Annotated in this window: 12 protein-coding genes; all 12 read right to left on the bottom strand. The window is 68.7% G+C overall.

Annotation, left to right across the window (positions count from 1 at the left end):
* Nucleotides 1-146: 146 nt before the first annotated feature.
* Nucleotides 147-893 (bottom strand): response regulator transcription factor, encoded by a 747-nt coding sequence (locus WJ16_RS06465; protein ID WP_069256348.1) that lies wholly within the window; start codon nt 891-893, stop codon nt 147-149.
* Between the two features lie 115 nt (nt 894-1,008).
* Nucleotides 1,009-1,746 (bottom strand): TenA family transcriptional regulator, encoded by a 738-nt coding sequence (locus WJ16_RS06460; RefSeq protein ID WP_069256347.1) that lies wholly within the window; start codon nt 1,744-1,746, stop codon nt 1,009-1,011.
* Between the two features lie 19 nt (nt 1,747-1,765).
* A complete protein-coding gene (locus WJ16_RS06455) occupies nt 1,766-4,165 on the bottom strand; it encodes a putative bifunctional diguanylate cyclase/phosphodiesterase (protein ID WP_069256346.1) in 2,400 nt (799 codons plus the stop codon).
* Nucleotides 4,166-4,331: 166 nt separating this feature from the next.
* Nucleotides 4,332-5,108 carry a Crp/Fnr family transcriptional regulator gene (locus WJ16_RS06450; RefSeq protein ID WP_069256345.1) on the bottom strand — a complete coding sequence of 259 codons (777 nt, stop codon included), beginning with the start codon at nt 5,106-5,108 and terminating at the stop codon, nt 4,332-4,334.
* A 412-nt stretch (nt 5,109-5,520) separates the two neighbouring features.
* Nucleotides 5,521-6,540: a lipase secretion chaperone gene (locus WJ16_RS06445; RefSeq protein WP_069256344.1), complete on the bottom strand. Its 1,020-nt coding sequence runs from the start codon at nt 6,538-6,540 to the stop codon at nt 5,521-5,523.
* A 3-nt stretch (nt 6,541-6,543) separates the two neighbouring features.
* Nucleotides 6,544-7,662 carry an esterase/lipase family protein gene (locus tag WJ16_RS06440; protein ID WP_084636010.1) on the bottom strand — a complete coding sequence of 373 codons (1,119 nt, stop codon included), beginning with the start codon at nt 7,660-7,662 and terminating at the stop codon, nt 6,544-6,546.
* On the bottom strand, nt 7,655-8,071 hold the full coding sequence (locus WJ16_RS06435; protein ID WP_069256343.1) for a DUF4345 domain-containing protein: 417 nt from the start codon (nt 8,069-8,071) through the stop codon (nt 7,655-7,657). The genes WJ16_RS06440 and WJ16_RS06435 overlap by 8 nt, the downstream gene beginning before the upstream one ends.
* Nucleotides 8,072-8,087: 16 nt before the next feature.
* A complete protein-coding gene (locus WJ16_RS06430; RefSeq protein ID WP_084636009.1) occupies nt 8,088-9,425 on the bottom strand; it encodes a hypothetical protein in 1,338 nt (445 codons plus the stop codon).
* A complete protein-coding gene (locus tag WJ16_RS06425; protein ID WP_069256342.1) occupies nt 9,422-10,201 on the bottom strand; it encodes an outer membrane lipoprotein-sorting protein in 780 nt (259 codons plus the stop codon). The genes WJ16_RS06430 and WJ16_RS06425 overlap by 4 nt, the downstream gene beginning before the upstream one ends.
* A gap of 51 nt (nt 10,202-10,252) precedes the next feature.
* Nucleotides 10,253-11,659, bottom strand: a complete 1,407-nt coding sequence (locus WJ16_RS06420) for an ABC transporter permease (RefSeq protein WP_069257972.1) — start codon at nt 11,657-11,659, stop codon at nt 10,253-10,255.
* Nucleotides 11,659-12,375, bottom strand: coding sequence for an ABC transporter ATP-binding protein (locus tag WJ16_RS06415; RefSeq protein ID WP_069256341.1), 717 nt, complete (start codon nt 12,373-12,375; stop codon nt 11,659-11,661). Before WJ16_RS06415 ends, WJ16_RS06420 begins: the two co-directional genes overlap by 1 nt.
* Entirely contained in the window at nt 12,372-13,790 is a 1,419-nt protein-coding gene (locus WJ16_RS06410) for a flavin-containing monooxygenase (protein ID WP_069256340.1), read from the bottom strand. Before WJ16_RS06410 ends, WJ16_RS06415 begins: the two co-directional genes overlap by 4 nt.
* Nucleotides 13,791-13,794 lie beyond the last annotated feature (4 nt).

Below are 13,794 nucleotides of genomic sequence, written 5' to 3'. Positions count from 1 at the left end.
TGCAAATGCCGGCGAGAAATTTAGCACGGTCGTTCTAAAACGACAATGGCGAATAACCCGGCGGTGGATCGGGACGATCGACGCCGGGCAGTGCCGGCGCGCATTACGCAAGAGCCGATGTGCGGCGCGCTCGCGTCACGCGCCGCTCACGCGGGCGGCGACGCGTCGTCTACGTTCGCCGGCGTATCGAGCGGAACGAACATGTAGCCCTTGCCGCGCACGGTGCGGATGTAGCGATAGTCGCCGACCGCCCGCTCGATCAGGTTGCGCAGCCGGAAGATCAGCACGTCGAGCCCGCGCTCCGAACGCCCCGCCGCATCGAGCCCCAGCAGCGCGAGGATTTCCGCGCGCGACAGCACGCGCATCGGCCGCGAGATGAACAGTTCGAGCAGCGCGAATTCGCTCGCGCGCAACCCGAGGTCGGCGCCCGCGCGGGTCGCGCGCCGGGTCGTGAAATTCACGCTGATGTCGCCGAACGCATAGGGCGCGGGGAAACCCGGCTCGCGCGGCGGCGGCAACCGCGTCGGCGCATAACGGCGCATCGCGCTGCGCACCCGCGCGACCAGTTCCATCGGCTCGAACGGCTCCACCACGTAGTCGTCCGCGCCGATCTCGAGCGCGACGACCTTGTCGACCACGTGCGCGCCGCGGCTGATCACGATCACCGGCATGTCGTGACCGGCGCGCCGCAGCGCGCCGAGCGCCATGTGGACCGCCGTGGCGGGCCGCTCGACCCGCAGCACGATCACGGTCGGCGGCGCCGCGCGCACGTGCGGCAACAGCATCGACACGTCGTCGAGCACCGACGTGTCGATCCGGCAGTCGCGCAGAAACGCGCGAATCATGTCGCGCGCGCGCGGATCGGACTCTACGACAAGAACCTGCATGGCCATGAAAAATCATCCAGCACGGCGGCCCCGACAGCGCATCGCGACGTCACGCCGTGCCGCCATCCGGCACAACGCCCGGGGCAGCCGGCCCGAACCCGCGATCGCACGAAGCCGCCGCCTACCCACGCATGCAGCAATCGAGACTCGTCATGAAATAGCTCAGGCTCTTGCGGATCGACGTCTCGACGTCCCGCACGTCGCGGGCTGCCGGCGACCGGCCGAGCAGCGTCGCGACGATGTCGAGCGCCTCCCACGGATGCCTGTCGTCGTAGTCGGCATGCAGCTTGAGCCAGCGCATCGCGCGATGCCGCACGGCCGGCTCGAACCGCGCTTCGTAGCGCGACGCGCACAGCAGCGCACTCCACTCGCCCGTCACGCCTTCTATCGCGTAATTGGTCGCGGCGATGCTCGGCGCGAGCGCGCCCGCGCTCGCGCTCGTCCAGCACCAGTGGCTCAGCGCGAATCCGTCCGGCGGCGCGTCGCCGCGCAGCATCGTGTCGATCGCCACGCCGGACGCCTCGGCCCAGTTCGCCCAGTGATCGACGTGATTCTGCTCGACGCGGATATTGCGGATCAGATAGCGCCGCGCCTTCTCGTCGCCGCGCGACCGGTACGCGGCGGTCTTCACCAGGTTCATCGCCATGTACTCGGGAAACTGGCTGACCACCGCCCAGCCGGTCACGAAGAACGCGCGCAACTGCGCTGCGCGCAAGGTCCCCGCGCTCATCGCCGCGAACACCGGATGCGCGAGGATGCGCGCCTTCAGTTCGTCGGTCGCGCCAACCACGTCGCGCAGCCAGCCCGGATAGCTGGCCAGGTCCATCAGGTCGCCGGTCAGTTCAAATGGAGCACTCATGCGTTCGTTCCTCGCTGGTTCAATGAAAGCCCCCTTCCTGCCAGGGCGCGGGGCGGCCGAAGTAGTAGCCCTGGCAATAGTCGACGCCCATCGCGCGAAGCGTGTCGGCCGTCGTCGTGTCCTCGACGTGCTCGGCGACGGTGCGGTACTTCATCACGTGCGCGATGTCGTTGATCGCGTACGTGATGCCGCGCTTGATGCTGTCGGACGTCATGTCCGACACGAGGCTGCCGTCGATCTTCAGATAGTCGATCGGCAACTGGCGCAGGTACGAGAACGACGACATGCCCGCGCCGAAATCGTCGAGCGCGAACCGGCAGCCGAGATCGCGCAATTCGCACATGAAGCGCGACGCGACCTCCAGGTTGCGCACCGCGCTGGTCTCGGTGATCTCGAAGCAGAGCAGCGACGGATCGAGCCCCGACGCCGACAGCTCGGCAATCACGAACTCGACGAAGCGCTCGTCGGTGATCGACATCGCCGACAGGTTCACGTTGTATTCGACGTAGCGGCGCTGCTCCAGCCGCGCGAGACGCCGGATCACGGTGCGCACGACCCAGCGGTCGATCATCGTCATGTGGCCGTATCGCTCGGCGGCCGGCAGGAACACCGGCGAGATCAGCTTGCCGTCGGCGTCCGGGATGCGCAGCAGGATCTCCGCGCGCTCGCGCGCGTCGTGCCCCGCCTGGATCGGCACGATTCGTTGCGCATACAACTGGAACGAATTCGTTTCGAGCGCCGTCTTCACGCGGCGGCTCCATTGCATGTGATATGCCTGGCGGCTCGAATTCATGTCGCGCGAATCGGCGACGTGCACGCGATTGCGGCCGCGGTCCTTCGCGACGTAGCACGCGATGTCGGCCATCTGCATCGCCGTCTCGACGTTATCGGGCCGGCACGCGAGATCCAGCACGCCGATGCTCACGCTGATCTTGAACGGCTCGCCTTGCCACAGGAACGTGAAGTCCTCCAGGCCCGCGCGGATGCGCTCGGCCTTGCCGCCGTCCGGCGCACCGGTGCGCGCGGGCGGCAGCAGGATGCCGAATTCGTCGCCGCCGAGCCGGCCGACCAGGTCGGCATCGTCGAGACAGCTCCGGAACACCGCCGCCGCATCGCGCAGCAGCGCGTCGCCGGCCGCGTGACCGCAGACGTCGTTGACTTCCTTGAAGCCGTCCAGATCGAGCACCATCAGCATCCCGCCCGCACGCTCCGCGAGCGCGTCGCCCAGGCGCCGCTCGAAATCGGTCCGGTTGATCAGTCCGGTCAGCGCGTCGTGCGACGCCTGCCATGTCAGCCTCTCGATCAACTGGTATTCGCGCGTCATGTCGCGCAGGATCAGCACGTAGCCGACGCAGCGGCCCGCCGCGTTGTCCATCTTCGACAGCGACGCGCGCACGGACACCGCGGAGCCGCATACGCGGAGCAGGTCCAGATCGCGCGTGAACGTGTGGTCGCCGCAGTTGCTGAGCGACGCGAGCAGCTTGATCGACATGCCGGTCGACGTATCGATCAGGTCGAGCACGTCGTTGATCGGCTTGCCGACGCACTGATCCGACGACGCGCCGAGCAACTGCTCGGCCGCCGGGTTGACCGTCTCGATGCTGCGCGTGAGGCCGATCGTGACGATCGCGTCGGCCACCGAGCGCAGCGCGGCCTCGGCAAACGCCTGGCTGCGGTCGAGTTCGGTCTGCATCGACAGTTGCTGCCGTTGCGCGCGGCTCGCCCAGCGTATCGACAGCAGGATGATCAGCAGCGACGCGGCGAGGTACGACAGGAACAGTTGGATCACCGCCGAGCGGAATTCGGCGCTCAGTTCGTCGGAAAAACGCTTCGGCAGCGGCTCGATGCGCGAATTGATACTCCAGATCTCGCGGTTCAGGCGACTCGTGCGGCGCAGGTCGCCCGCATGCACGGACTCGCGCAGCGCGCCGGCCACCGTGCGCAGGCCGGCCAGCTGGCGGTCCGCGCTCTCCCAGTATTGCAGCGCGGCGTTCAGGCCGGCGAAGCTGCTCAGGACCGGATAGAACCACACCACCGCCGCCGCATCGACGGGATTGATGCCGGCCTCGATCATCGCCCGGCGCGCGGCGCCACGATCCGCCGGCACGCCGGTCATCGCACGGCGCGCAACGCCGAGGAACGCGAGGGTCCGGTCGACCGCCAGGTAGTCGTCGAACAGCGTTTCATCGCCGGTCTGCCCGTAGCGGGTCAGCAGGATGATCTCGTCCTTCTGCGCCTTCGACCAGCTGCTTTCGCCGCCGACGTAGACGCGCAGCGACATGATCACGATCAGGCTGACGGCGACGAAACCGGCCAGCGCGCCGATCACGACCACGATCGGCAGGATGCCGAGCGCCGGACTCCACGGCCAAACGTGAAACGAGCTGCGCTGACGCTGGAGGTTCGATTGGTTGTCCATACTGAATTTCTGATTATTCTCGACGCCGCCGGCCCGGCGTCTGCCGGCGTTCCGGCATGGATGTCTCTCCCCCTTCCCGCCTTCGGCTTGCGCGCGGCACGCCGGGCGGCCATGACAGGAATCCGGCGCGGCCGCGAACGCGACAGCCGTTGTGCCGCACGGGCAGCTAGGGCGTCCTGATGCTCCGCGACGATGCGGCGGCGCCGTCGGTCGCGGGATCGATCGCGAGAATGCGGCGCGTCTCGTCCCGGATGATCCGGTGGCAATCGCACCCCTGCCGCTCGAGATTCGCGAGGTCGGTCAGCACGATCGCGCCGCGGTGCTGATCGATCACGCCCAGTTCCTGAAGCTGCCGCGTCGCTTCGGTGACGGTCTCGCGCCGCACGCCCAGCATCTGCCCGAGCATGCCGTGCGTGACCGGGATCTCGATGCTGCGCGAGCGCTCGTATGCGACCAGCAGCCATCGGCCGAGCTGCTGCCGCATCACGTGATGGCGGCCGCAGAACATCACCTGCGACGCCTGAGACAGAATCAGCTGCATGCGCATGAACACCTGCCGCCGCATCGCGGTCGATGCGTCGCACGCGCTGGCGAAACGGCGCGCGTACAGCCGGTACGCGAAGCCGCCGCGATAGACGACCACGCGCCGCTGCATCGCGCTGCCGACGACGTCGTCGCACACGACGCCCTCGCGGCCGATTTCCGTCACGCCGAGCGTCATCCTGCCGCCCGCGGTGTACTGCAGCGAAATGCCCGCCGTCACCGGAAAATAGACGGCCTCCAGATTCCGGCCGGCATCGCACAGCACCTGACCGGTCTTGAGATTCGCCAGCTGCAAATGCGGCGCCAATTCCGAGCGGATTATTCCATCCAGCGCTGACAGGAAATGATTGGCACCCAGTGCATGCGGCAGCTCGATGACATTGTTTTCCTGGTGTGTCACGACGCACCTCGTACGTTATATCCCTGCCCCTTGGCCACCAAAAACTTCGGACTACGTTGAAATGAACCGGCTTTGCGGTTTTATGTCCGGTCGCATCAGGTAAAAAGGTATCACGCAGCGCTGCTGTCAGCGCCATGCTGATTTGGTTACATGAAGTAATTTGACAGTTTCGCCTGCCGCCCGACGATTCCTGCGTTGCCAATCAAGTAGCATCCATTTAAATAAAGGCTTTATAAAGTTGTTTCACTCATGGTTTATTGAAAATGATCGTCAATAGCCAATACACCGGAATGCAATTACCGTTTCAAATCAAAATCACGCCTGAATCGAAATAATGCGGGCTGAGTGACATACCCCACACTTCCCGAGCGTAAAACGTGGAATGGTCGGGTGGGCGCGCGGGCGCGACACGCTATCTCGCGTGTGCTTGCGCGGCGGCGGCGGCGCCCGTGTCGAGCGACGCGGCGCGCAACGCGTCGGCCGGGTCCGGGAAGTCGCGCTGCCGCAATTGCGCGAGCTGCGCATCGCGCGCGTCGGGCGCGAGCTGCTGCGCGTCGAGCCGCTCGCGTTCGGCCGTGTAGTCGCAATAGCGCGCCTGCCATGCATCGTCGTCCTGCCGCAGTTGCACGACGCGCGCGGCGACGTCGGCGCCGAGCTGCGCACGCAGTACGTCGGGTTCTGCGCGCTGCGCGTCGAGCCGGGCCACCGTCGCGACCGTCTCCCGCTGCCGCGCCAGTTGCTCGCGTGCGTCGCGCAGGCCCGGCGGCAACGACTGATCGAGCGCCGCAAGACGGTCGCGCTTCTGTGCGTCGCTCAGCGCCGGATCGCGCGCGATCCGGATCCGGTCGAGATCGTCGCGTTGCTGCCGCCATTCGGTACCGAAGAACGGTGTGCTCCAGTCGCCGAGCCAGCGGCTCGCGAGCATCGCGCGCCGCTCTACTTCGCCCGCGATCGCGTCCGGATCGAGATTCGCGCCGGTCTGCGCCACATTCGGCTGCGCATCGAAGGCGGCAACGCACGCGCGATAGCGCGGCCAGACGTCGAGCGCTTCGCGCCGTGCGGCCGCGCCGATCGGCTGCGCGGCGACCTCGCGCGCGACCAGCTCGTCGAGCGCGGCCGGCGTCAGGTCGTGCTGCGCGAGCAGGAAGTAATCGAAGAAGTCCCGCACCGCATGCACTTTCGCGAGATGGCCGTCCGGCCCGACCGGCAGGCGCGGCGCACGCGAACCCGCCAGCGACGCCGGCAGCGCGACCTCGGACGCGGCCCGCGCGGGCTGCGGCATCGCGGCGTCGGGCGCCACTGCCGACGGCGGCAGCGCCACGGCGCGCGGCGGCACGGCCGGCGTACCGAAAGCATGCCACACCGCTGCCGCCGCGATCATGCCCGCGCCGCCGTAGAGCGCCGCGCGAGCCAGCATCGTCCGGACCGTCATCGCTCAGACGCCCTGCAGTTTCAGCCGGTTCGCATGCACGCGCAGCGCGGCGACCGGATCTTCCGCATAAGCGCCGCGCAGGCCGAGCAACTGGTTGATCGCGTCGAAGTGGTTCCAGCGGTAGCGGGTCGATATCACCGTGCCGAACAACGCACTGCAGGTCGACGTGAAGCCGTCGTTCGGCCCCGCGCCGGCGAGCGCCATCACGTTGCCGGCCGTCAGGAACATGAGCGTCGACGGGTCCAGCACGTTCACCGGATCGACGACCGGAATCACGCTGGTGTCGACGGCGCCCGTCACGAGGCCGAGCAGCGACACCGGCTGGTACGCGGCGCCGCTCCACGAATACAGCAGATGCACGTTGCCGCCGATCGTCTCGGCCGGCGCGCCGGTACGGCACGTGCCCCCGCCGAGTCCCGGACTCGGGAACAGCCGGTTGAACTGCTCGGCGCGGGTCGTGCCGAGCGCGTCGAGCGCGGCGATCGCGTCCTGATTCGTGTTGTGCCTGTCGCTGGTCAGGATGCCGAACACATTCAGCAGCGCGCCGAACACGGGCGTCGACAGGCCCGTCGGGTCGAGCTTCAGCGCGCCGAGCACGAAATCGGCGAACTGCGAGCCGCGGTGCGGCGTCGCGATCGTCGTGACCGACGCGACGAGCGCGGGCGCGACCGACGCCACGTAGCGCGACGTCAGCCCGCCCTGGCTGTGCCCGATCAGGTTCACCTTGGCCGCGCCCGTGACCGCGAGCACCTGCTTCACGTACGCGAGCAACTGCTCGCCGCGCCCGTTGGGGCCAAGATCGCTCTGGAACCCCGACAGGTCGGCGACGTAGACCGTCGCGCCATGCCGCTTCAGGTCGGCCTGCATCCCGTACCAGTACGGCACCACGCCGAAATAGTCGTCGGTGCCGGTCAGGCCGTGCACGAGGATGATCGGATAGCGGGTCGCCGCATAGTCGTCGACCGCGGTATCGGTCACGGTCTGCGCACCGGCCGGCGGCGCGGCCACGCCGACGCAGGCGACAAGAGAAGCAGCCAGCACGGCGCGTGACGCAAACCGTGCGCAGGCCCGCGACAGGCGTCGCGCGAGCGCGACGCAGCGTTCGATGTCGATGTCATGCATGTGCGTTCTCCAGGATTGCGCGAGCGGCCACGCGCCGCTGCCACGCGATGAACAACGGCGCGCCGACGACTTCGAGCACCGTGAAGCCGATGAACGGCGGCCATGGCGGCCCGAGCGCGGCCAGCGAGATCAGCCGGCCGAGGCCGCCGAGAAAGATCATCGCCCACAGCGTCGCGAACAGCCGCCCCTGACGCTCGATCGCCGGGATCACCGAGAACGCCGCGAGCCCGAGCCCGAACCAGACGCCCGCGTAGAAGCGCAGGTTGCCGTCGAGCGTCGCGTCGGCCGGCAGCGCGATGCCGAGCGACGCGTACAGCGGATCGTGGATGCCCATCATGCCGAGCACCCCGGTGACCGACGGGACCAGCGCAAGCACGGCGGTCGCCGCCTGAAGCGCGCGTTTGCTCATTCGAACTCTCCTTGCGTCATCGATAAAAAATCCCCAGCACCTGCACGCTGTCCGACTCCGGCATCGCCCCGAAGCGGCTCCACGACGGCCCGCCCTGATGCAGCCATTGCAGCGCGACGTCGAACCGGTCGAAGCGCCGCCGCAGCTCGAGCCAGTATTGGCGGCCGCCGCCGAGATCGGCCTGCACGAAGCCCGACAGGTCGAGGCGGCGCACGCCGATATTGCGCCATGCGGCCATCAGGAACACGCCGTGGCGGGTTTGCAGTTCCTGCGCGGCGATCGACGTCTGTACCGCGCGGCCCCAGGCCGCCGGGCTCGCGCGCTGCAGCGAACGCCATTGCGCGGCGTCCGCGCCGCCGCCGTTGCTCTGGAATTCGGCGGTCAGCGACAGGTCGACCGGCAGCGTCCAGGTCGCGCCCACCGACGAACTCGTGCGGAACGCGCGGTCGCCGGCCGCGCCGGTCGCGCGTGCGATCAGCGAGCGCCGGTAGCCGCCCGTCCATTCGGCGTACGCGACCACCGAGTTGCCGAGCAGCACGCTCAGATTCTGGCCGACCTGCGGCGCCTGCCCGCTTTCGCCGTAGACGATCCACTGCGGCTGGAGCGCCGCGCTCAGCCGCTGGCTCGCGACGAGCATCCAGCGATCGACGCCGTTGGTGCGCTGCAGGTCGGACGACGCGGCCGGATCGCCCGGCAGGCTGCGGCGCTCGAGCCGCGGCGACAGCAGCGCCGCGAGCGAGCCCGTGTCCCACACCTGCTGCGCGCGCAGCGCGACGGTGCCGAGCCGGTTCGTGTGGCGGCTGTCCGGATCGGGCGGGACGTCGAGGCTCACGGCACCCGAGCGAAAGAAGTCGGTCGGGTTGTAGCCGATCGCCGCGCCCAGCCGCTCGTTCAAGCGCCCCGCGTCGACGACGAACGTCAGTGCCGCGCGCCAGCTCGCATACGCCTCCTTCACGAGCGTCACGTCGCGCGACGACGTGCGCGACGTCCCGAGCGGATCGAAGCGGTCGACGCGCATCGAGAAATGCGCGGCGAACGTCGGCGTCAGCCACTGCCCGTATTCGAATTCGACCGACAGCTGGTTGCGTCCGGCGTGCGCGCCGTCGCGATAGCGGCTCGCGCGCAGCGCGTCCTGCACGGCCAGCTTCCACGGCTTCGCGGTATCGGCCGGCGCCGCGGCGGGCCGATCGGCGAGGTCGAGCGCCGCCGCATCGGCCGCGTCCACCGTGCCCACCGCATCCACCGCACCGGCGCTGCTCGCCGCATCCGCGCCGCCGGTGGCCGCCGCACGCGCGAGCGCCGGCAGCAGCATGCACGCGAGCACGGCGATCCGGCATCGACGCCGCATCGTCATTGCGCCTGGAAGCGGGACAGGTAGTCGCGCTGCAACCACGCATCCGGAATGTCGCGCCACGCGTAGTCGGAGAAACGCATGACCGTGACCCAGTTGCTGTCGAGCCCGTCGATGATGACGGTCTCGGTCGGCCGCTCGACGCCGAGCTGCATCGCGTAGCGCCGGTAGAACGCGGTCTTCAGCAGGCGGTCGCTTTCCGAATAGAAGCGCGCCTTCAGCGGCCGGTTGTTCGCCGTGTCGATCCAGATCTCGATGCGCCGATAGGTGAGCCCTTCGCCGTGCCCGGTCAGCATCAGCCGGTATGCGCGGCGCGTCTGACGGTCGCCGTCGGCAATGTCCTCGATGCCCTTCAGCGCGGCCGTATAGTCGTGCGCGAGATTGACCGTCACGACGTCGCCGTTCGCGGCCTGCCCGAGCAGCCGTTGATCCGGCGAGATCCGCACGCTCGCCTGGTTCGCGGGATCGTAGAACCACAGGTCGTTGCCGTTCTTCAGCATCAGCTTGCCCGTGTCGCGCGCCGGCGCGACGAAGCGCACCAGCGTGCGGAACGCGCCGCCGGGCGCGTCCGGCTTCGAATAGATCGACAGCGTGTTGCCGTCGACCTGCTTGCCCGACCGGTACTCGAGCAGCGTCGCGGTCAGCACGAACGATTTCTCCGGCGTGCGCACCGCATCGCTCGCCGCGAGCACCTTCTGCGGATCGGGCGCCGGCTGCGCAAGGGCTGCGCCGGCGAGGAACGAAAGACTCAGACAGCATGAAACGAACAGGCGACGCACGTGCGCTCTCCCGAAAGTGAAATGAACGAAACAACCCGCATCCGCACGGCATCACACGTGCCGCAGCGCATCGACGATCGACAGCCGCGCCGCGTGCCGCGACGGCAGCCACGCGGACAGCCCGGCCACGCATGCGAGCCCCGCGAACGTAACGGCGATGGTTCGCCACTCGCCCCACACGCGCACCGTGAGTGCGACCGCGTCGATGCGCGCGGGCGGCGTCCAGGCCAGCCCGCTGTGATTGACGGCCGCGGCGATCGCGAGCGCGACCAGCACGCCGAGCGATGCGCCGGCCACGCCGAGCAGCGCGCCTTCGCACACGAACAGCGCCTGGATGCCGCCGCGCCGCATGCCCATCGCGCGCAGCGTGCCGATCTCGACCGTGCGCTCGATGATCGCGGTGCTCATCGTGTTGCTGATCACGAACAGCACGATCGCGCTGATCAGCACGAACACGAAACCGAAGATCACCGAGAACATTCGGTTGGTCTGGTCGTAGAACGGGTTCAGCGTCGCGAAATCGACGACGTCGAGCGGTTGACCGTCGAAGCCGCCGTGCAGCAGCTGTTCGATACGCGCGCGCGCGGCCGGCAGGTCGGCCGTGCGCGCGAGCTGGATCTCGATCGCGGTCGCGCGCGGCGCGGCGCCGCCGTATACGAGCCGCTGCGCCTGCGGCAGCCGCACCGCGAGATACACGTCGTCGAGTTCCTTCACGCCCTGCTGCTCGGCCTTCACGACCGAGAAGCGGCCGACGTTCGGCGCGCCGCCCGCGCTCGCGGTCAGCACTTCGACATGGGTCGCGCCGTCGCCGGCCGGCTGCGTGCCGGCCTCGCCGCGGGCGAGCGCGAGCACGTCGGCCGGCGCATTCGCGTCCGGGCCGGCGGCGGCGGGCTCGGCCGGGCCCGGCGGCGCATCGTGGCAATCCGGCACGTGCAGCGGCCCGCACAGATGCAGCACGCGCGCGACGCCGAGACCGACCACCGCCGCATCGTCGGCGCTGCCGCGCAGCGCGAACGCGCGCGGACGCAGCGGAAAGCCGTACGCGTTCCACTGCTGCATCCGGTACTGGTCGTCCGGAATCGCGCCGAAGCCCATCACGGTACGCGACACGCCGGCCGCGAAGTTGCCGGCGATCCCGCCGAACTGCAGCGTCGGCGTGACGACCTCCAGCAGCGGCGCGAGCTGCGGGTCGCGCCGCAGGGTCTCGATCAGCGCCGGATAGTTGCGGATGCCGTACGCGGCCGGATCGCCCGTGCCGTACAGGAAATAGCCCTGCCGCTGGATCTGCAGGTGGCCGCTGCGCTGCACGAAATCGGTCTGCAAGCCGAGCGTGATGTCGCGGCTGAAACCGCCGAACAGCAGGATCGCGCTCACGCCGACGATCATCGCGAGCAGCGTGGTCAGCGAGCGCCGGCGGTTGCGCTGCAGGTTGCGCAGCGCGAGCATCAGCGTATGGATCATCTGCACTCCTTCTGTATCGCGATGGCGCCATCGGCCCGTTCCTGGCCGACGATGCGGCCGTCGAGAATCCGGATCACCTCGTCGGCGACGCTCACCACCTGCGGATCGTGCGACGACACGATGAACGACACGTCGCGCTCGCGCTGGATCGTGCGCATCAGCTCGATGATCGCTTGCCCGGTCGCGCTGTCGAGGTTCGCGGTGGGTTCGTCCGCCAGCACCATCGCCGGCTCGGCCGCCAGCGCCCGCGCGATCGCGACGCGCTGGCGCTGGCCGCCCGACAACTGGCTCGGCCGGTGCCGCGCCTTGTCGGCAAGCCCCACCGCGTCGAGCAGGTCGCGCACCCGTGCCGCGCGCCGCGCCGGCGCCCAGCCCGCCATCAGCAGCGGATACTCGACGTTCTCGTACGCGGACAGCACCGGCAGCAGGTTGAAGGTCTGGAACACGTAACCGACGTGGCGCGCGCGAAAGTCGGACAAAGCATCGTCGGACAGCGCCGCGGTATCGTGGCCGGCGATCGTCACGCGCCCGCTGTCGGGGCGGTCGATGCAGCCGATCATGTTCAGCAGCGTCGTCTTGCCGCTGCCCGACGGGCCGCTCAACACGGTGAAGCGGCCCGCATCGAGCGTCGCCGACACGTCGGCGAGCCCGGTCACACGCACGCTGTCCAGCAGGTAGGTCTTCGACACATGTTCGATGTTCACGAGGCTCACGACGCCCCTCCCGCGCGCACGGCGGCCGACGGCGCGCGTTGCGCCCCTTGCGCCCCTTGCGCCCCTTGCACGCCACGCGCAGCCGTCGCCGCCGCGGCCGGCACGGCCGGCAAGCCGCGGATCAGCCGCCGCAAGTGCAGCCGGTATGCGAAATGCTCGACCTCGATCACGTGCCGCGGCGTGCGATGAAACGCGATGCCGCCGCTCCAGTCCGAGCGCCCGCCCCGGATCAGCCGGTCGATCCGCGCGGCCTTGCGCGGCGCCGCGTCGCGGGCATGCAGGTAGCGGGCGAGCAGCTGCGCCTGATAGTCCATCAGCGGCCAGTTGCCGGTCGACGTCTGAAACAGCCCGATGAAGAACAGGTCGCGATGCTGTGCGTCGAACATGTTCAGGTACAGCGACGGCTGCTGCTTGCGCCATTGCAGATGCGCCTGGTCGATGAACGGAAAGCTCGGACGGTAGCCGGTTGCGTACACGATCACGTCGACCGGCTCCTCGCTGCCGTCCGTGAACGCCACGCGATCGCCCTTCAGTTCACGCACGTCGGGCCGCGCGTCGAGATCGCCGTGGCCCAGGTGATAGAACAGCGTCGAGTTGATGATGAAATGCGATTCGAACAGCTTGTGATCGGGCTTGCGCAGCCCGTAGTCCTCCGGTTGCCCGGCCGTCGTCAGCCGCAGCAGCCGCTCGCCGAAGAAGCGGCGCGCCCACAGCGGCATGCGCAGCCGCAGCGGCCATTCGGCCCACTGGTCCGCCGGGATGCCGAACAGGAATTTCGGCCAGTAGTAGTAGCCGCGCCGCGTGCTGTGGAACACCGCGCGCGCATGGTGGGACGCCTCGACGGCGATGTCGCAGCCCGAGTTCCCCGCACCCACCACGAGCACGCGCTTGCCGGCGAAGATCTCCGGCGTGCGGTACTGCGACGAATGCAGTTGCAGCCCGTCGAAGCGGCCCGGATAGTCGGGCAGTTGCGGATGCGACAGATGGCCGTTGCAGACGATCACGCCGCGATAGGTGCGCACTTCGCCGCGATCCAGCTCGACCCGCCACTGCGTGCCGCCGGCAACGGGCGCGATCTCGAGCACCGAGCGGCCGAACTCGATCCGGTCGTACACGCCGAAGCGCCGCGCATACGCACGAAGGTATTCGAGCGCCTGATCGCCGCGCGCATAGGTCGGATAGTCGTCCGGAATCGGGAAATCGGTGTACTCCGAAAACCGCTTCGAGCTGATCATGTGGATCGAGCGATACACGGCGCCGCTCGGCCGCCCGTAATACCAGTTGCCGCCGACGTCGTCCTCGCGCTCGATCACGTCGAAATCGATCCCGGCCGCGAGCAGGTTCTTCGCGGCGGTGATCCCTGCCGCGCCCGCGCCGATGATGCAGTACCGCGCGCCGTCGTTGCGCTCCGTCATGGTG

This window comes from Burkholderia metallica (genome assembly GCF_001718555.1).
Taxonomy (GTDB): Bacteria; Pseudomonadota; Gammaproteobacteria; order Burkholderiales; family Burkholderiaceae; genus Burkholderia; species Burkholderia metallica.
The sequence above is the reverse complement of the archived record's forward strand: the minus strand, read 5'-3'. Positions and strand labels throughout refer to the sequence as shown.